The organism is Clostridium punense, assembly GCF_017874425.1.
Taxonomy (GTDB): Bacteria; Bacillota; Clostridia; order Clostridiales; family Clostridiaceae; genus Clostridium_J; species Clostridium_J punense.
Window position 1 is genome coordinate 1 of sequence record NZ_JAGGLL010000060.1, and the last position, 14,743, is coordinate 14,743.

Sequence of the window (14,743 nt, forward strand, 5' to 3'; positions counted from 1 at the left end):
ATCAATATTGGTGTTCACAAGATTAGTATTGATATCTAGAAGGCGTTTGGTACGTTGTATTTTTTGGTAATTTTAAATTACTTGTAAAGTGGTGTGGTTATTAATATAAATGTAACAAAATACTTGAAATGTTATGTATGTTAATAATAAATCATTAAATTAAATTTTATACCGAAAAGGAGTTTAATTAAATCTACTCTATATGAAACTAGTGTTTGAAAGTTCTTTACTAAATTTCAGAAACTAAAAAATTTGGATTGAAGAAGTTGCTATTGTTTGTTCAATGTGAAAGAGTTATTTCTTTATTGCTGGTGATGACTTAGCTATTGACTCTGTTAGAAGTAACTCTTAAGAAAAAAATTAAGCCTAAATCTCAGCTATCTAATGGCTATATATAAATAAATATTGATAAGTTTATATATTATTATCTTCATATATTGATAAGAAGATATAGTATTCATGCGGGTTTCAGAGGTTTTTATCTTTTTAGCACATTGAAAACTTACAGCTTTTTAAGGGTGTATATTTTCTGAAAAACTTAAAATTATATAATTATAAAGGAGATTTTCAAAAGTAGTTATTCATAATTATGGTTTAAAATCTTTAAAATGGTGCTATAATTAAAATGTTATAAAGTCCTTAAAGATTCCATAAAATATTTATAATTTTACTTTAGGCATCTTCAAAAAATAAATAAGTCAATCTGCTCGTCTATTTTGTGATATACTGCGTCAACAGAACCCTTAGATAGCCCCACTATCTGCGGAACCTGTTTCCTTGTCGGCACAAGCTTGCTTGTGAACGCAAAATAGCCTTCACATCTTGGACTTGTTATTTATTTTCAGATGCCTTAATGAAGGGGGAAGTTGGAATGAAGATTAACTACGATCTTACAAAGGAAGATTACCTTGAGTTTAATATGCACCATATTTCTAAAACAAAATCTATAAAAACAACTTTATTTATTGAAAGGTTTATCATTTCAATAATGTTTATATTAGTTCCATTCATGATGAAGCCAAAGAATGATATACCCTTTGCTATTTTCTTTATGCCTTTTGTAATAATATATGTGGGATGGATTGTGTTTTTTCCAAAATATTTTAAAGGTAGCATTAAGAGAAGACTAGAGAGAATGCTAAATAAAGAAGAAAATAAAAGCTTATTTGGTCCTCAGCAACTTTCAATTACTGATGTAGGAATTTTCGAGTTTGATAACTTAGAGAAAAGTAAGGTAACAATGAAGGATGTGGAAAGGGTAGAAGTAACAGAAGATTACATTTACATTTATATTAGTGAGATGAATGCTTATATCATACCTCATAGAGCCTTTAAAACTTTAAGTGAAAAGAATGAACTTATTGATTTATTGAAGAAGCACTGCAAGGTAGATGTTCAGTGAGGAATGTACTAATTTACTTTAGTTAAGGTAGTTATTAAATAAATATTGAAATTGAGGGAATCAGGGGAAAAATTTATTACAACCTTGGTTTCCTATTAATTTGCATTAGAAAGCTATCGACCTTGTTTGTTAATGTCTAACCAAATATTTGTAAAAGTCTTTAGTAAGCTAAGGTAGGCCTTAGCTATAAGGTGTTGAATTGGACTCCTTATATGGAAAAATAATAATTTCAAAATAAACATGTTATATAGAAACATTAATGAGGGAAAATCGTATAATGTAGTATAAGCAAGTATGGTGGAGGATATTATGATGAGTCATAATTTAGCCCTTTATATATTTACTATTATGCTATTTTTTATGTTTTTAATAGCGTCTTTAGGGTTTCTTAATATGATGTTTAATAACTTTATTCCTTGGAGTCACAATAGTTCCATGCCACTTGTTACAGCTAAAGCAAAGATAATAAGCAAACGCTTTAGAACTTTTCAAGATAATCAAACCTTTGGGGATATGCTTCCAAGCTATAATTACTCAACTCTTTATTATATTACCTTTCAATTAGAGGATGGGGAAGAATTAGAGTTTTCAGTTACAGCAGTTGAGTATGAAGAACTCCAAGAAGGGCAACAAGGAAAAATAAATTATCAAGGGAATAGATTTTTAGGCTTTGAAGTAGAGATAGAAAAGGAATAAAATTCTTTTAGCGTAAAGAGTACAATTATAAAAAAGAAAGATATGCATTGTGGAATGCATATCTTTCTTTAATTTGTAACTTATTAACTTATCAACCTTACCTAAACCATCAATAAAAATCTAGGCTTGAGGTTGAGTTGTATTTTGATTTGAATCCATAGTTGTATTATTTTCCTTACTAGGATTGTTTTGAGATTTTAATAAATCACGAATTTCTGTAAGTAGTTTTTCTTCATTTGATTCCTTTGAATCTTGTGAAGAAGAATCTTTTGCTTCCTCTTTTCTTTTGAATCTATTAATAAATTTTACTATAAGAAAGATGGAAAAGGCCATTATTATAAAGTCTAATATATTTTGAAGGAACAAACCATATTTAACTACTATTTCCTTTCCTCCACCAAAGGCTGGAAGTGTATAAGTTAGCCCAGCCACATTAATTCTGCCAAGAACTAAGCTTAAAACAGGCATAATAATATCATTTACAAGAGAAGTTACAATTTTATTAAAAGCGCCTCCAATGATTACCCCTACTGCTAAATCAACAACATTGCCTTTCATAGCAAATTCTTTAAATTCTTTCAACATACTAATACACCCTTTACACAATTATTATGATGCATAGCTTTATAAGATAAACTAGCTTGAAGAGTTTTAGTATGCTTTTCCCCAATAAACTAACTTACTTGCTTCTTTTCCACAACAAATACACTTATCACTTAGGTTTTCTTGAGCAAAAGGCATACATCTTGAAGTAACTCCAGCCACTTCTTTCAGTTTATCTTCACAAGCTCTATCACCGCACCACATAGCTTTAATAAATCCTGGTTTAGTATTTGCAATTTCTATGAATTTATCCAAGTCAGTTGCAGAATAGGTTTTCTCCTCTGCACTGTTTCTTGCTTTTTCAAGAAGTTCTACTTGCATTAAGTCTAAGATTTCTGTGATTTTGTTTTCAATTTCCTCAAGAGAAACTATAAGCTTTTCCCTTGTATCTCTTCTAACTAAAACGGCTTGATTATTTTCTATATCTTTAGGACCCATTTCAACTCTAAGAGGAACGCCCTTCATCTCATATTCATTAAATTTCCAGCCAGGCATTTTATCAGAGGCATCTAGTTTAACTCTAGCTACTTTAGAGATTCTGTCTTTAAGCTCTGAAGCTTTATCTAAAACCCCTTCTTTGTGCTGAGCAATTGGTACAATTATTACTTGAGTTGGAGCAATTTTAGGTGGAAGTACAAGACCGCTATTATCACCATGAACCATAATTATAGCTCCAATTAAACGAGTAGTTACACCCCAAGAGGTTTCATGAACATATTGTTGTTTTCCTGTTTTATCTGAATATTGAATTCCAAAAGCCTTAGCAAAGTTATCTCCAAAGTTGTGAGAAGTTCCATTTTGAAGGGCCTTACCATCATGCATTAAACTTTCAATAGTGTAAGTTGCAACAGCACCAGCGAATTTTTCTTTATCAGTTTTTCTACCTTTAACTACTGGAATTGCAAGAACTCTTTCACATAAATCTGCATAAAGATTTAGAATATCAACAGTTTCTTTTTCAGCTTCTTCAGGAGTAGCATGAATAGTGTGACCCTCTTGCCATAAAAACTCCGTAGTTCTTAAAAATGGTCTTGTAGTTTTTTCCCATCTAACTACAGAACACCATTGGTTATATAGCTTTGGTAGATCATTATAAGATTGAACAATTTTTGCGTAATGCTCACAAAATAGAGTTTCGGAAGTTGGTCTTACGCATAGTCTTTCTGCAAGAGGCTCAGAACCTCCATGAGTTACCCAAGCAACTTCAGGGGCAAAACCTTCCACGTGATCCTTTTCCTTTTGAAGTAAGCTCTCAGGAATGAACATTGGCATATAAACATTTTCATGGCCAGTAGCCTTTAATTTCTCATCTAAGTTCTTTTGAATGTTTTCCCAGATTGCATAACCATAGGGTCTAATAATCATACAACCTTTAACACTTGAGTAATCAACAAGTTCTGCTTTTTTTACGATATCCGTATACCATTGTGCAAAATCTTCGTCCATAGAAGTAATTGCTTCAACAAACTTTTTTCCTTTTGACATAATTTTTTACCTCTTTTTCAATATTTTGATTTTTATATATAATTTAATTTAATAAACATATTTTGTCAATATTATAACAACACTTTGGGAGTCTCAAATCTGCCAACTTATAAAGTGATAGCTGTTCAGACTAGAAAATATAATTTTTTAGTCGTAAAAATCTTCGTCTTGAGTTGCTAGACCTAAGTAGCTTTCAGCGACTTTAATTAGGGATTTAAATAGTTTTTTAGAAGATAGATAAATGTTCTAACTATTGCTCTATAACTTTCTCGTTACCTTCCTTTAGTATTTCAATTTGTAACTCTTCTTCTGGTTTTTCCTTTGAAAGAATAACCACAGAAGCCAAAATTAAAACAGTACCTAGGAAAACACTAAAGGTAAAAGCTTCCTTAAATAATATTATGCCCATAATTATGCTTACTATGGGTTCAAAGGTACCTAGTATGGCAGAAGGAGAAGGACCAATAATTTTTATTGCCATCATAAGTAGTAATATGGAAGCTATGTTTGATATTAAGGCAATTCCAATAAGAGAAGTTACAGTATAAGGATTTATTGGAAGAGCAATATTTCCTGTTGCAGCTGTTGCAGTGAAAATAGCTATCCCAGCAAAGATACTTATATAAAACACAGATACTAGATTGTTTAAGTTTTTCAATGTAGAGTTATTCATGCTAAAAATAGATATAGAATGAGTAAACCCTGAAGCTAAGGCAAGGATAACTCCAATTATATTTATGTTTTCAAATTTAAAGCCTACTAAAAGATAAATACTAATCATTGATAAAAATAAGGATATTAATTTATTTTTAGTAAGAGGATCTTTAAAAAATATTCGGTTTGCTGCTACCACCACAGCAGGATAAATGAAATGCAAGGTGGTTGCAAGGCCTGTAGGAATATAGTTGTAAGAAAAAAATAGCAAAGATGCTGTGGGAACAAAGCCGCAAAGGGATACTACAGCCAAGGCTTTAAGCTGGTTTTTATCTATCTTATAATTTATCTTTTTAAAAAGAAAATATACGAAAAGAATAAGTGCAGAAAGTAAAAATCTAGTGCTTAAGATAGATAAAGTATTAGAACCGTTATTAGCTGCGTACTTTGCAAAGATAGGCATAATTCCAAAAGCAGCTGAGGATAGTAAGGCATAAATAATGCCGTTTAATTTTTTCATATCATCACCCCGAAATATTAAAGTTATAGTTACAAAGGAATTTATTAAGTTTCCCAAGGATAATTCTACACTTTTAACAAAGGATAAACAAGTTTTACAAAATTTAAGGAACCAACTTAACCCTTATTATAATTAAAGGTTAAGTTGGTTCCTTAGATATATTTATATTTAATTAATCCTCTTTAACAGTCAAGTTAGGATCTACTTTCACTGTTTTTTCTTTACCTTTAAGAATTATGGACAACACTAAACCTATAAAAGCAATTACAGCTGCACCTAAGAATAGTTTGCTAAAGCCACTGTTTAAAGTGGATTGGAAGGTGCTTTCTATTGCGGCTCTAGAGCTTTCAATTTGTGACAAGTAATCAGTTTTCATAGTAGCTAGAGCAGCATCAGGAGAAACTCCTTGAGGAAGGCTCTTGCTTAACCCTTGTTTTATCATTGGAGCAACTTTGTCTATCATAGAAGAAGCAAAGTTTTTAAGCACATCAACTACAGTAGTCACATCTGCACTTTGAAGGCTTGCTAGAGCTTCAGGTGAAATACTACCAGAACCAAAACTTTGAGCTGGGGCATTAGCTCCCATACTTATCTTTGGCATTAGAGCCATTAAATTTCCTTGAAGATTTTTAGCTGCATCTGTTATGAAGTTTATAAGTAAGTTTGGAGAAATTGCAACACCAATAGATCGTATCAAGGACAATGTTGCTTGAGCTGAAGCTGTTTCATTTTCAGATACATTGGCTTGTATTAAGTAATTCAGAGGTGTACCCATGGTAAAGCCCATACCAAAACCTATGAAAGCAAGACCTATAGTTAAAGTTACAATAGAAGGATAGCTAATTGCTAAAGTTGACATAACTAGGGTTCCTATTAAAGTACAAGAAAAACCTAGAATTAGGATAAACTTAGCTGAGAATTTGTCAATAAGTTTTCCTCCTAAAGGAGCACAGAACCCTGAAAATACTGCCATTAAAGTTACTAAATACCCACCTGAGCCAGTTTTAAGTTTAAGTATGTTTTCTCCAAATTGAGGTATAAATATTACTCCCATCATTCCAGCACCAGTAATAAAACCAATAGCAAGAGTTAAGGCTATTTCACGACTAGTAAAGTATTTTAGATTAATTACAGGATCTTCCGCCTTTTTCTCTATATAGAGGAAAATTGGTAGAAGTATAATAAATGCTATTAAGTAAGGATAAACATTAGTAGACTTTATGCTGTTAGCAAAATCATGAAACTTAAGATTTGTTAAAGCATACATTAGAGAAAGTATTAAAGCAGTTACTACTATGCTTCCCTTAACGTCCATTTTTGTAGGAGCCTTAGTAACTTTTTCCTCTTTAATTGTCATAGAGGCTATAACCACTATAATACAGATAGGAACATTAATTAAGAATAAAACTCCCCAGTTAGAGCTCCCTGCTAAATCTAAAAGGGCAGAACCTGCTGTTGGGCCAAGAACGTTAGCAATACCATATATTCCTCCAACTAAACCAAGGGCCGTACCTCTTTTTTCTGGAGGAAAGCTTTCAGCAATGTAAGCAGTGGCAATTGGAATAATTCCACCACCTCCAATAGCTTGAATTACTCTAGAAACTAATAAGAAGGAAAAACCTCCAAAATAGTTTGATAGACCACATAGCAAAGATCCGATTCCAAACACAACAATACTAAAAGTAAATAATTTCTTTTTACCGTATCTATCTGATATCTTACCAACTAAAGGCATGGATACAGCATAAGCTAAGGTGTAAATGGTAATCATCCAAATACTATCATTTGAGGATACAGATAAAGAGTTTGCAATAACTGTTCTAGCAGGGGAAACTATTCCAGAGTCTAGAGCCCCTATAAAAATACCTAATAAAAACATGACAAGGATTAAAGTTTTGTTTTTTTCATTTTTTTCTCCTTTCTGAACTTTGTTCATATAAAAATAAAAATATATAAATCCTGTGCTTTACATAGATTAAACTAGGATCAATGATTAATATTATTGCTGCCTTGGGGTTAATAGGCTTCTAGTAATTAATAAGATAAGTTAAAATCTAGAAGCCACAACAACTATGTAATTGCACAAGATAAACTTCAATAATAAACCAAAATAGTAATTAATTTTAAGATTTTTCATTTAAGTTTAAAATACTATAGAACTCTTCAAAAGTTAAATCCTTTTCCCTCGGTAAAAAAAACATTACAGGTACAAGGATTTTTGCAACTTTAAAAGAGGTTAAAGTCGGATTAATTTCTCCCTTTTTGATAGAGTTGTTAATGATTGCTTCAATTATATTATGTAAGTGAGCAAAAATATTCTCTCTAGGACATTGATTAATATTGCTTTCTGTCATAGCAGAAAACACAGGTGCATAGGTTTTAAAAAAGTTATTTAGGTAGTCAGAAAGGCTTATAAGTTTAACTTTAAGAGGCTCCTCAGTATTAGGAAGAGTATTAATATTAACTAAAATCCTATTCCAGCTATTTAAAATAATTTCCCTAACTAACTCATCTTTATTAGAAAAGTAGTTATAAAAAGTACCTACTGCAATGCCAGAGTTTTTGGCAACATCTCTAATATTAAGATTGGTATAACCATTTTTTAAAAGTAGCTCACTGCCTTCAATAAGAAGTATTTCCTTCACATTTTCTAAAATTTTAGGCATTAGTTCTCCCTTCACTTCACAAATTATATTATATGAACTGAGTTCACTTTATGTTACAAGTATACTACTTTTTTTTATCAAAAACAACAGCCAAAATTAATGATTTAGTAACAATTTATACATGAGTATTGTTTGAATATTTGGCAATAATATGATAATTTAGAATGAAATAGAATAAGTCTATATAATATATTAGGTTTAATCTAAAATTAAGATAGTTATTAATTTGTGAGATACTAATATAACAATATTTATTGTTTCTATTATTGGGGGATAAGGGGGACGTATTATGAAGAAAAAGTACATTGCATTTGTGGTTATTATTGTAGCTGTTTTAGTAGCAGCAGGGGTTATTTTTTCAAAACCACAAAGTGAGACAGCTTACTTAAAGAAAAATACTAAAGAGTTAAAATTAGACAAGCCGGAGGATTACTCAGATTTAAAGGTAATCAGCAATTCAATTGAAGACAAAGAAATTATCTTTACCGGGGAAGGTCATGGGGTAAAACAAAATACGGATATACAGTTTAAGTTTTTAAACTATCTTATTGATAATTGGGATTTAAGGTATTACGTTATCGAAACGGGGTATTCTGAAGCTATGATGCTTAATGAATATCTAGCAACAGGGAATGAGGAAATTTTAAAAGAAACTTTCCAGGAGTGGAGTGCTTTTAGAGCTACAAAAGAAGATTTCAGCATGATAAAAAAACTTTATGAAAAGAATAAAAACTTACCAGAAGGTAAGAAAGTAACAATTCTAGGTATTGATTCAGCATCAATGTCTGAAGGGCATATTAAGAAATACATGAACATAATCATTGGTAAAGTTGGAACACTTCCTGAGGAGCTTAAGGTTTTTGAAAACAACTTAAATAAATTGGATTTAGTAGGGGTTAATACTACAAAGTTCCATCTTAAAAAAGAAGAAATTCAAGAAAAGAAAAAAACAATTTTAGAAATAGTAAATGACATGGAAAATCATATTAAGGATAATAGAGAATTATATGAGAAGAGTTTTAAGGAGGATTTATTCAATATAGAGTTCATTTTGGAAAACATAAAGGACCTTCAGACTTTACCAAAAACCTTTGGAAGTCAACCAGATATAAGAACAGATTTTGAACTTTTGAGTATGAGGGAGAACTATACGTATAAGAATTTTAAAAAACTCTGTGACCATTATCCAAAAGGAAAGTATTACTTCCATTTTGGTGGGAAACATTCAGTATTAAAAGAAATTTGGGGCTTGGAAAATATAGCTATAAAACTCCAAAAGGATGATACATTTAAAGATAAGATTTATGCTATTAGAACTTACTATGGAGTAGGAACTAGTATGGGGGCTGAGGTAGAACAGCCAGTCTACTCAAATATCCCAACAGAACTAGAAAAACAACTACAGACGGTTAAAGGAGAATTTGGAGATTTAATAATTGATTTAAATAATAGAAGAAGTCCTATAAAAAATACTTTAAACTTAAATTACTTTGAACCAGCTGAAAGAGAAGTTTTAAAACCTGATTCTGATACTAAAACTACTGACTATTTTCAAGGAATAATTATAATAAAAAATCCAAAGGGAGGAACAGCTTATAGTGTTTTTCCTGACTAATAGATATAAGATAGTAATTAAATAGCCAAGTTTCATTGAGATACTATAATTTTTAAATGGCTTATCATTATAGAAGTTTAAATGTTATTGCTACAGTATAGGAAATTTTAGGCTAATTATATTAAAAAATACTAGATAGAATTAGATATATTAAGGTGTTTATTTTATTGAATTATATATGGCAAGAAAGTTAGATAAGAAAAAGAAAGGTGTGGTTAAGTTGTCAACAGTAATGGCAAGTGCGGGTATAACAGGAAAAATAATAAATGATTTATATGGAAGTAAACCAACCATTGGAAAAAGTGGAGAAATGATATTTGGAAAAGCTAAAGCCCTTAGGTTTTTTGGAGCATTTTGCACTATTATAGCAGTCTTAAATTTATTCTTTCTAGGCAGTATTTTAGAGGAAGTTATAATTGAATACAATATAGAGAGTAGTATGGTTACCTTAGTGTATTGGGGTGGTTATGCGCTTGTGAGTTTGTTGGCGCTTTATGGTATAAGTACATTAATCATATTTTATACTAATAAAATAGTTGTTACAAAAGAGTCTATAACTTCGCTAAAGCTTTTTTCAACAAAAACTATTAAGTTGTATGCTGTAGAAAGTGTAAAGTTTTCAAACAAGAAAAACTTTACTTTCAGTGATGGTAACACAAAAGTAGAATTTGGACGCTTTACTACAGGGCTTTTAGAAATGCTAAAGTTTATTGAGAAAAATGTACCACAACATAAATGTGAAGATGCAGTAGCAAAGGCTAAGAAAATACTTAAAAATTATAACTATATTCCTAAAGATTATGGACAAGCAACAATGTAGCTAGCAAGTGCTTCTTTATATTAATAATACAATATACCTTTGGCTTCTTTTTTCGTACACTGCTTGCGAGAAAAAGGAAGCCATTTTTATTTAATGGGTTTAGTAGAATTTAAATTATGGTTAAAGTGTATATAAGTAGTTTATTTGTATTAATTTACATATTATGACTTAAGTTTACAAAGACAATGTCGATAATATAATTGGAAAAAATATCATTACATATTTTGGGGGGTAAATATGGTTAGTATTAATAGACTGGATTCAAGTTATTTTCAACAACAGATAAACCATAACACAAATAATAACATGACTAATAATATTGAAGCTAATGTTAAATGTGATAATTGGCTTAAAGAAATTTGTGATGTTATAGATTTTAGCTTTGATTATTCTAATGATGAAGTAATGACAATCATAGGGGACATTTCATCAAAATTTAATAAGGAATTTACTATTTATGGAGAAAATAATGAAGTATCAATAGTTGAACATGTGAATGGATATGGTAAAATTTTAAATAGCATAAAAGATAATTTAAATTTAAGTGTATCAGAGAAAGAACAACTAACAAAAGTATTAGATAATTCATTTGATAGGTATGCAAAAAACATGGCTAAGGGCCTTGGCGGAAGAATAGATGCCTTTTTTAATAATGCTTATTATCAAAGTGCTAGTAATTTGAAGGACCATAGAGACTTGGGTATAAAAGCTGAAAAACTAGTTGATACAGAGAAATTTGAAGCAAGTACTTTGAAAATGATTTCAGCTTCAAAAGTTTTTTATAAAACCAACTTTGAAGGCACTGATAAAGGACTTCAACAGTTTTTAATGGATAATTTTCCTAAAACTGATATAGGTGAAACTATTGAAAATTTAAGTTATAAAGATTTCATGTCATTACAAGATACTTTAAAGATGTATTATAGCAATCTTGATCAAGCTTTTAGGGCAGGGGAGGAAGCTAAAAATACAGATGCTGCAATAAATAGACTAAAACTTGGTGGAAGCCCTAAAGAGTTAATTGCTAAGTTTGAAGAAGCTATGATTCAAAATGGTGATTCTAATACTAGAGTACATTTTTACGAAGTGATAAATACTGAATTTAACATTACCACTGATAAGCTTAAGGATGAAGTAAATCAATATGTGAAATTTTTCAAGGATTTAGAAAAACAAAAAATGGAAATGGATAAAAAACAAGAAAAGGAATTAGAAGATTTTGAAAGAAAACTTGAAGAACAGATGCTTAGGATAATAATGGTTAATGCAAAGAGTCCTGAAGATCAAAGAGAAGCATTGATGAAGCTGCAACGTTGTGAAGTTAGATTTTTAGATGAACTTGAACTTAAGATTAGAGCTATGTGCGAAGAAAGTAAGGAAAGGTTAGAAAAGCTTGGTAAAAATAAAAAAGATTTTTATGAAAATCCAAGTAAGTTAATCAATGAACACTTAGAAGGTGACAAAATAAAAAATAAAGAAATAGTACATAAAGACTAGAAACTTTATTATGTGTTCATAAAGCTTCAGAGTGAAAAAGGAGTGTTTTCAATTTGTCTAAAGCATCTGTAAGTTTGAATTATAATAGTGAAAAGAAAAAAGATTTATACGGGAAAAAACCAGACATTGGGAAAAATGGTGAGATGATATTTAAAAAAGATAGATTTATTAGGTTTGTTGGAGTAATTTTTACTACAATAGCAATCCTTAATATAGCATTTGATTTTATTTTCAAGTATGTTCTAAAAGAAGATGTGGCTGATAATAGCATTGATAAATGGGGATATATGTGGTTAGATTTACTTATAATAGCACTGCTATTGATTGGTATAGGAGCATTAATAATATTCCACACCCATAAAATAATTGTGAGTCAAGACAATATTACTAGTAAGAAGGTATTCTCATCAAAAACCATAAATTTACATGAAATAGAAAGTGTGAAGTTCAGTAGCACATATCATTTAATTTTTATTTCAAGTAACTGTAAAATCAAATTTGGAATCTTTACAACTGGACTTGTTGCAATGTTAAAATTTGTAGAGAAAAATATACCGCAACATAAGTGTGAAGATGCTGTAGCTATGACAAAAAAGTTGTTAAGGGGAGTTAATTATATTCCTAAAGGTTATGGGAGGTTGTAGCTAAATATTTCAAGTGTATAGCAATTTAGATAAATTTCATATCACTAAGAATATCTAATCGTAAGAAGTAGAAGTAACACCCCCAAGAAAGAAACTTGGGGGTGTTATCATTACTGTGTATTGGGGAAAATCTAAATAGAATATTTTATTTACTGAAGATATGCAGACTTTTGGTGCAGATACTCCATTAAATTCTAGTCTTCATTATTGTAATATTTAATTATAGAAAAACTTTTGAAGATTAGAAAAGACGACTGGTAATATGTCAAGATAAAATTTTAATAAAATTGGAATTTTATAAGTTTGTCTTATATAAAAAAGTGTACACTAATTAAACCTAACCCAAATTCCTTTTTTTTACTGGAAATAGGTAGGTGTGTGGACAAGTAATTATTAAATTTTAGCTTTTTCAACTACCTCATTAGAGGTATAAAGTTGATTATTGCGTAGCAAAGCAAAAACCAACCTAACAAGTTTACGTCCAGTTAGTGCAAGTGCTCTTTTATGTTTATGTTTTAAAGCTTCATCATATTTTTTGTGATAATAATCAAGGTACTCTTTATTGTAGCGTATTACGCTAGCGGCAGCTTCTAGCAGATAGTATCTTAGATACTTGTTTCCTGTTTTAGTTAAGAAGGTATTATCTGCAACGAAGTTACCTGACTGTTTCTTACGCCAAGTTAAACCAGCATATTTAGCAACTGCAGCTTGATTAGTAAATTTAGTGATATCACCTAATTCGGCTACTATTCCAGCTGCAAAAACTGGCCCAATACCTGGAATTGATAATAAACATTGAAACTGATGATTATCAATTCTTTTGATGGCTTTCTCAATGGCTTTATCTAAGCCTTTAACTTCCTTCTCTAATGCTTTAATGCAATTTAGAGAAGCAGCTATAGTGGCATTAAGTGGATCATAGAGTGACTTATCCAAACGATAAGAATCTCTAGCAGCCTTTTGCAGTAGTTTAGCGGTAGCTTCAGGATTAGAAAATCTATTTTTACTCTTTTCTACAAGAAAAGATACTAAATCTTCGATACTTGAATTTGCTAGCTCTTCAATAGACATATAGTCAGTTAAAGTTGCTAATGAGGAAGCACCGAAGGTGTTGGAAAAAGGATTTTCTGACTTGTCCAGAACAGCTAGTTCACTAAACTTTAAAAATATATTGGATAGAATATAGTTTTTTTCACGAGCTATATTCTCCATTAGATGAAGTCTACATCGAGTGAGTCTTTGTAAGGCAATATATTGTCCACCGCTCCATGGAGCAGTAGATATTTTACCTACTCTTGCAAAGTCAGCAATAACAAATGCATCCTTTGGGTCAGTTTTATCAATATCAACAAAAGACTTTTTATACGCAGAAATGACTCTGGGATTTAAACAATATATTTTAGGTTTAAACCATATTAAGGCATCGTGAGTAGCTAATGTGTTAGCTATATGCCAACTATAGAATGAGGTTGATTCCATAGCAATTGTAAGGTGTGTTAAGTTGTTTTGTTTGAGACATGTTATGATATTGGCTACTATTTCTTCAGAGCCTGGAAGATTGTTTTTTGCTTCAAACGATAAAAGTTTCTTACCAAAGAAATCTAAAGCAAAGACGTAATTTGATTTTGAACTAACATCTATACCAATGAATAAAGTAGTTGTTAAAGCGTTATCCATGGTATCACCACCTTTCGGTTGAAATAAAAAATGAACTGGCATAGGATTACCCCTAATTTGTAATGCATCAACACCCTCGCACTAATAAGAACTAAATTATTAATCACTTTTTGTTAGTTGCTACGCTAACGGATTAATAATCCGAACAACGACTGGGTAAGAAGTTAACAATACAATTAGGGAAACACTCTTTTAAAGAAGTACCACGATAGTGGTCAACAAGGAGAATGTGAATATCCCTACGCCAATTCATCTTATAAATATTGACGTTTAGGAGTAATCTTATGCTGTTTTTAAATTTCCAGTAATCTTTTATGTTTTGTAGCAAGTTTAGTCACTGGAAATTCAATTAAAACTAACTACAAAATTAATTATACGAGTATTCCTGTAATAAAGAGATTTAGTCTTTGAAGATAACAAAAAAACCTGATATAAATATATTGTGTCACTTGCAAGAAGACAAC

12 protein-coding genes are annotated in these 14,743 nt (G+C 30.5%); 6 read left to right on the forward strand and 6 right to left on the reverse strand.

Annotated elements, in window-relative coordinates; translation table 11 throughout:
• Nucleotides 1-871: 871 nt before the first annotated feature.
• Nucleotides 872-1,402, forward strand: coding sequence for a YcxB family protein (locus J2Z44_RS20425; RefSeq protein WP_021281777.1), 531 nt, complete (start codon nt 872-874; stop codon nt 1,400-1,402).
• A gap of 309 nt (nt 1,403-1,711) precedes the next feature.
• The gene (locus J2Z44_RS20430) at nt 1,712-2,098 is read left to right on the forward strand and encodes a DUF2500 domain-containing protein (RefSeq protein ID WP_161624441.1); all 387 of its coding nucleotides are present in this window, start codon (nt 1,712-1,714) and stop codon (nt 2,096-2,098) included.
• Nucleotides 2,099-2,218: 120 nt separating this feature from the next.
• Here the strand turns inward: J2Z44_RS20430 and mscL are convergent, their stop codons facing one another.
• The 5 genes from mscL to J2Z44_RS20455 all read right to left on the reverse strand — a co-directional run bounded on the left by mscL (nt 2,219) and on the right by J2Z44_RS20455 (nt 8,026).
• Nucleotides 2,219-2,683 carry a large-conductance mechanosensitive channel protein MscL gene (mscL, locus tag J2Z44_RS20435; RefSeq protein WP_021281779.1) on the reverse strand — a complete coding sequence of 155 codons (465 nt, stop codon included), beginning with the start codon at nt 2,681-2,683 and terminating at the stop codon, nt 2,219-2,221.
• Between the two features lie 66 nt (nt 2,684-2,749).
• On the reverse strand, nt 2,750-4,186 hold the full coding sequence (gene proS / locus J2Z44_RS20440) for a proline--tRNA ligase (protein ID WP_021281780.1): 1,437 nt from the start codon (nt 4,184-4,186) through the stop codon (nt 2,750-2,752).
• A gap of 250 nt (nt 4,187-4,436) precedes the next feature.
• The gene (locus J2Z44_RS20445) at nt 4,437-5,360 is read right to left on the reverse strand and encodes a DMT family transporter (protein WP_209650020.1); all 924 of its coding nucleotides are present in this window, start codon (nt 5,358-5,360) and stop codon (nt 4,437-4,439) included.
• A 172-nt stretch (nt 5,361-5,532) separates the two neighbouring features.
• Nucleotides 5,533-7,296 carry an MFS transporter gene (locus J2Z44_RS20450; RefSeq protein WP_209650022.1) on the reverse strand — a complete coding sequence of 588 codons (1,764 nt, stop codon included), beginning with the start codon at nt 7,294-7,296 and terminating at the stop codon, nt 5,533-5,535.
• Between the two features lie 187 nt (nt 7,297-7,483).
• Nucleotides 7,484-8,026 carry a TetR/AcrR family transcriptional regulator gene (locus J2Z44_RS20455; protein WP_021281785.1) on the reverse strand — a complete coding sequence of 181 codons (543 nt, stop codon included), beginning with the start codon at nt 8,024-8,026 and terminating at the stop codon, nt 7,484-7,486.
• A 289-nt stretch (nt 8,027-8,315) separates the two neighbouring features.
• Here J2Z44_RS20455 and J2Z44_RS20460 point away from each other — a divergent pair, with 289 nt between their 5' ends.
• The 4 genes from J2Z44_RS20460 to J2Z44_RS20475 all read left to right on the forward strand — a co-directional run bounded on the left by J2Z44_RS20460 (nt 8,316) and on the right by J2Z44_RS20475 (nt 12,602).
• A complete protein-coding gene (locus J2Z44_RS20460; protein WP_209650024.1) occupies nt 8,316-9,641 on the forward strand; it encodes a TraB/GumN family protein in 1,326 nt (441 codons plus the stop codon).
• Nucleotides 9,642-9,819: 178 nt separating this feature from the next.
• Entirely contained in the window at nt 9,820-10,461 is a 642-nt protein-coding gene (locus tag J2Z44_RS20465; protein WP_021281788.1) for a hypothetical protein, read from the forward strand.
• A 237-nt stretch (nt 10,462-10,698) separates the two neighbouring features.
• A complete protein-coding gene (locus tag J2Z44_RS20470; RefSeq protein WP_021281789.1) occupies nt 10,699-11,958 on the forward strand; it encodes a hypothetical protein in 1,260 nt (419 codons plus the stop codon).
• A gap of 53 nt (nt 11,959-12,011) precedes the next feature.
• A complete protein-coding gene (locus J2Z44_RS20475; protein ID WP_021281790.1) occupies nt 12,012-12,602 on the forward strand; it encodes a hypothetical protein in 591 nt (196 codons plus the stop codon).
• A 393-nt stretch (nt 12,603-12,995) separates the two neighbouring features.
• On the opposite strand, the gene J2Z44_RS20480 is transcribed toward J2Z44_RS20475, so the two are convergent.
• Nucleotides 12,996-14,279: an IS110 family RNA-guided transposase gene (locus J2Z44_RS20480; RefSeq protein ID WP_031270948.1), complete on the reverse strand. Its 1,284-nt coding sequence runs from the start codon at nt 14,277-14,279 to the stop codon at nt 12,996-12,998.
• Nucleotides 14,280-14,743: the final 464 nt, after the last annotated feature.

Excerpts from the sequence above, each read along its gene's own strand:
- J2Z44_RS20450 (WP_209650022.1), bottom strand. The coding sequence starts at position 7,296 with ATGAACAAAGTTCAGAAAGGAGAAAAAAATGAAAAAAACAAAACTTTA.
- J2Z44_RS20460 (WP_209650024.1), top strand. The coding sequence starts at position 8,316 with ATGAAGAAAAAGTACATTGCATTTGTGGTTATTATTGTAGCTGTTTTA.
- proS (WP_021281780.1), bottom strand. The coding sequence starts at position 4,186 with ATGTCAAAAGGAAAAAAGTTTGTTGAAGCAATTACTTCTATGGACGAA.
- J2Z44_RS20470 (WP_021281789.1), top strand. The coding sequence starts at position 10,699 with ATGGTTAGTATTAATAGACTGGATTCAAGTTATTTTCAACAACAGATA.
- J2Z44_RS20425 (WP_021281777.1), top strand. The coding sequence starts at position 872 with ATGAAGATTAACTACGATCTTACAAAGGAAGATTACCTTGAGTTTAAT.
- J2Z44_RS20455 (WP_021281785.1), bottom strand. The coding sequence starts at position 8,026 with ATGCCTAAAATTTTAGAAAATGTGAAGGAAATACTTCTTATTGAAGGC.
- J2Z44_RS20465 (WP_021281788.1), top strand. The coding sequence starts at position 9,820 with ATGGCAAGAAAGTTAGATAAGAAAAAGAAAGGTGTGGTTAAGTTGTCA.
- mscL (WP_021281779.1), bottom strand. The coding sequence starts at position 2,683 with ATGTTGAAAGAATTTAAAGAATTTGCTATGAAAGGCAATGTTGTTGAT.
- J2Z44_RS20480 (WP_031270948.1), bottom strand. The coding sequence starts at position 14,279 with ATGGATAACGCTTTAACAACTACTTTATTCATTGGTATAGATGTTAGT.
- J2Z44_RS20445 (WP_209650020.1), bottom strand. The coding sequence starts at position 5,360 with ATGAAAAAATTAAACGGCATTATTTATGCCTTACTATCCTCAGCTGCT.
- J2Z44_RS20430 (WP_161624441.1), top strand. The coding sequence starts at position 1,712 with ATGATGAGTCATAATTTAGCCCTTTATATATTTACTATTATGCTATTT.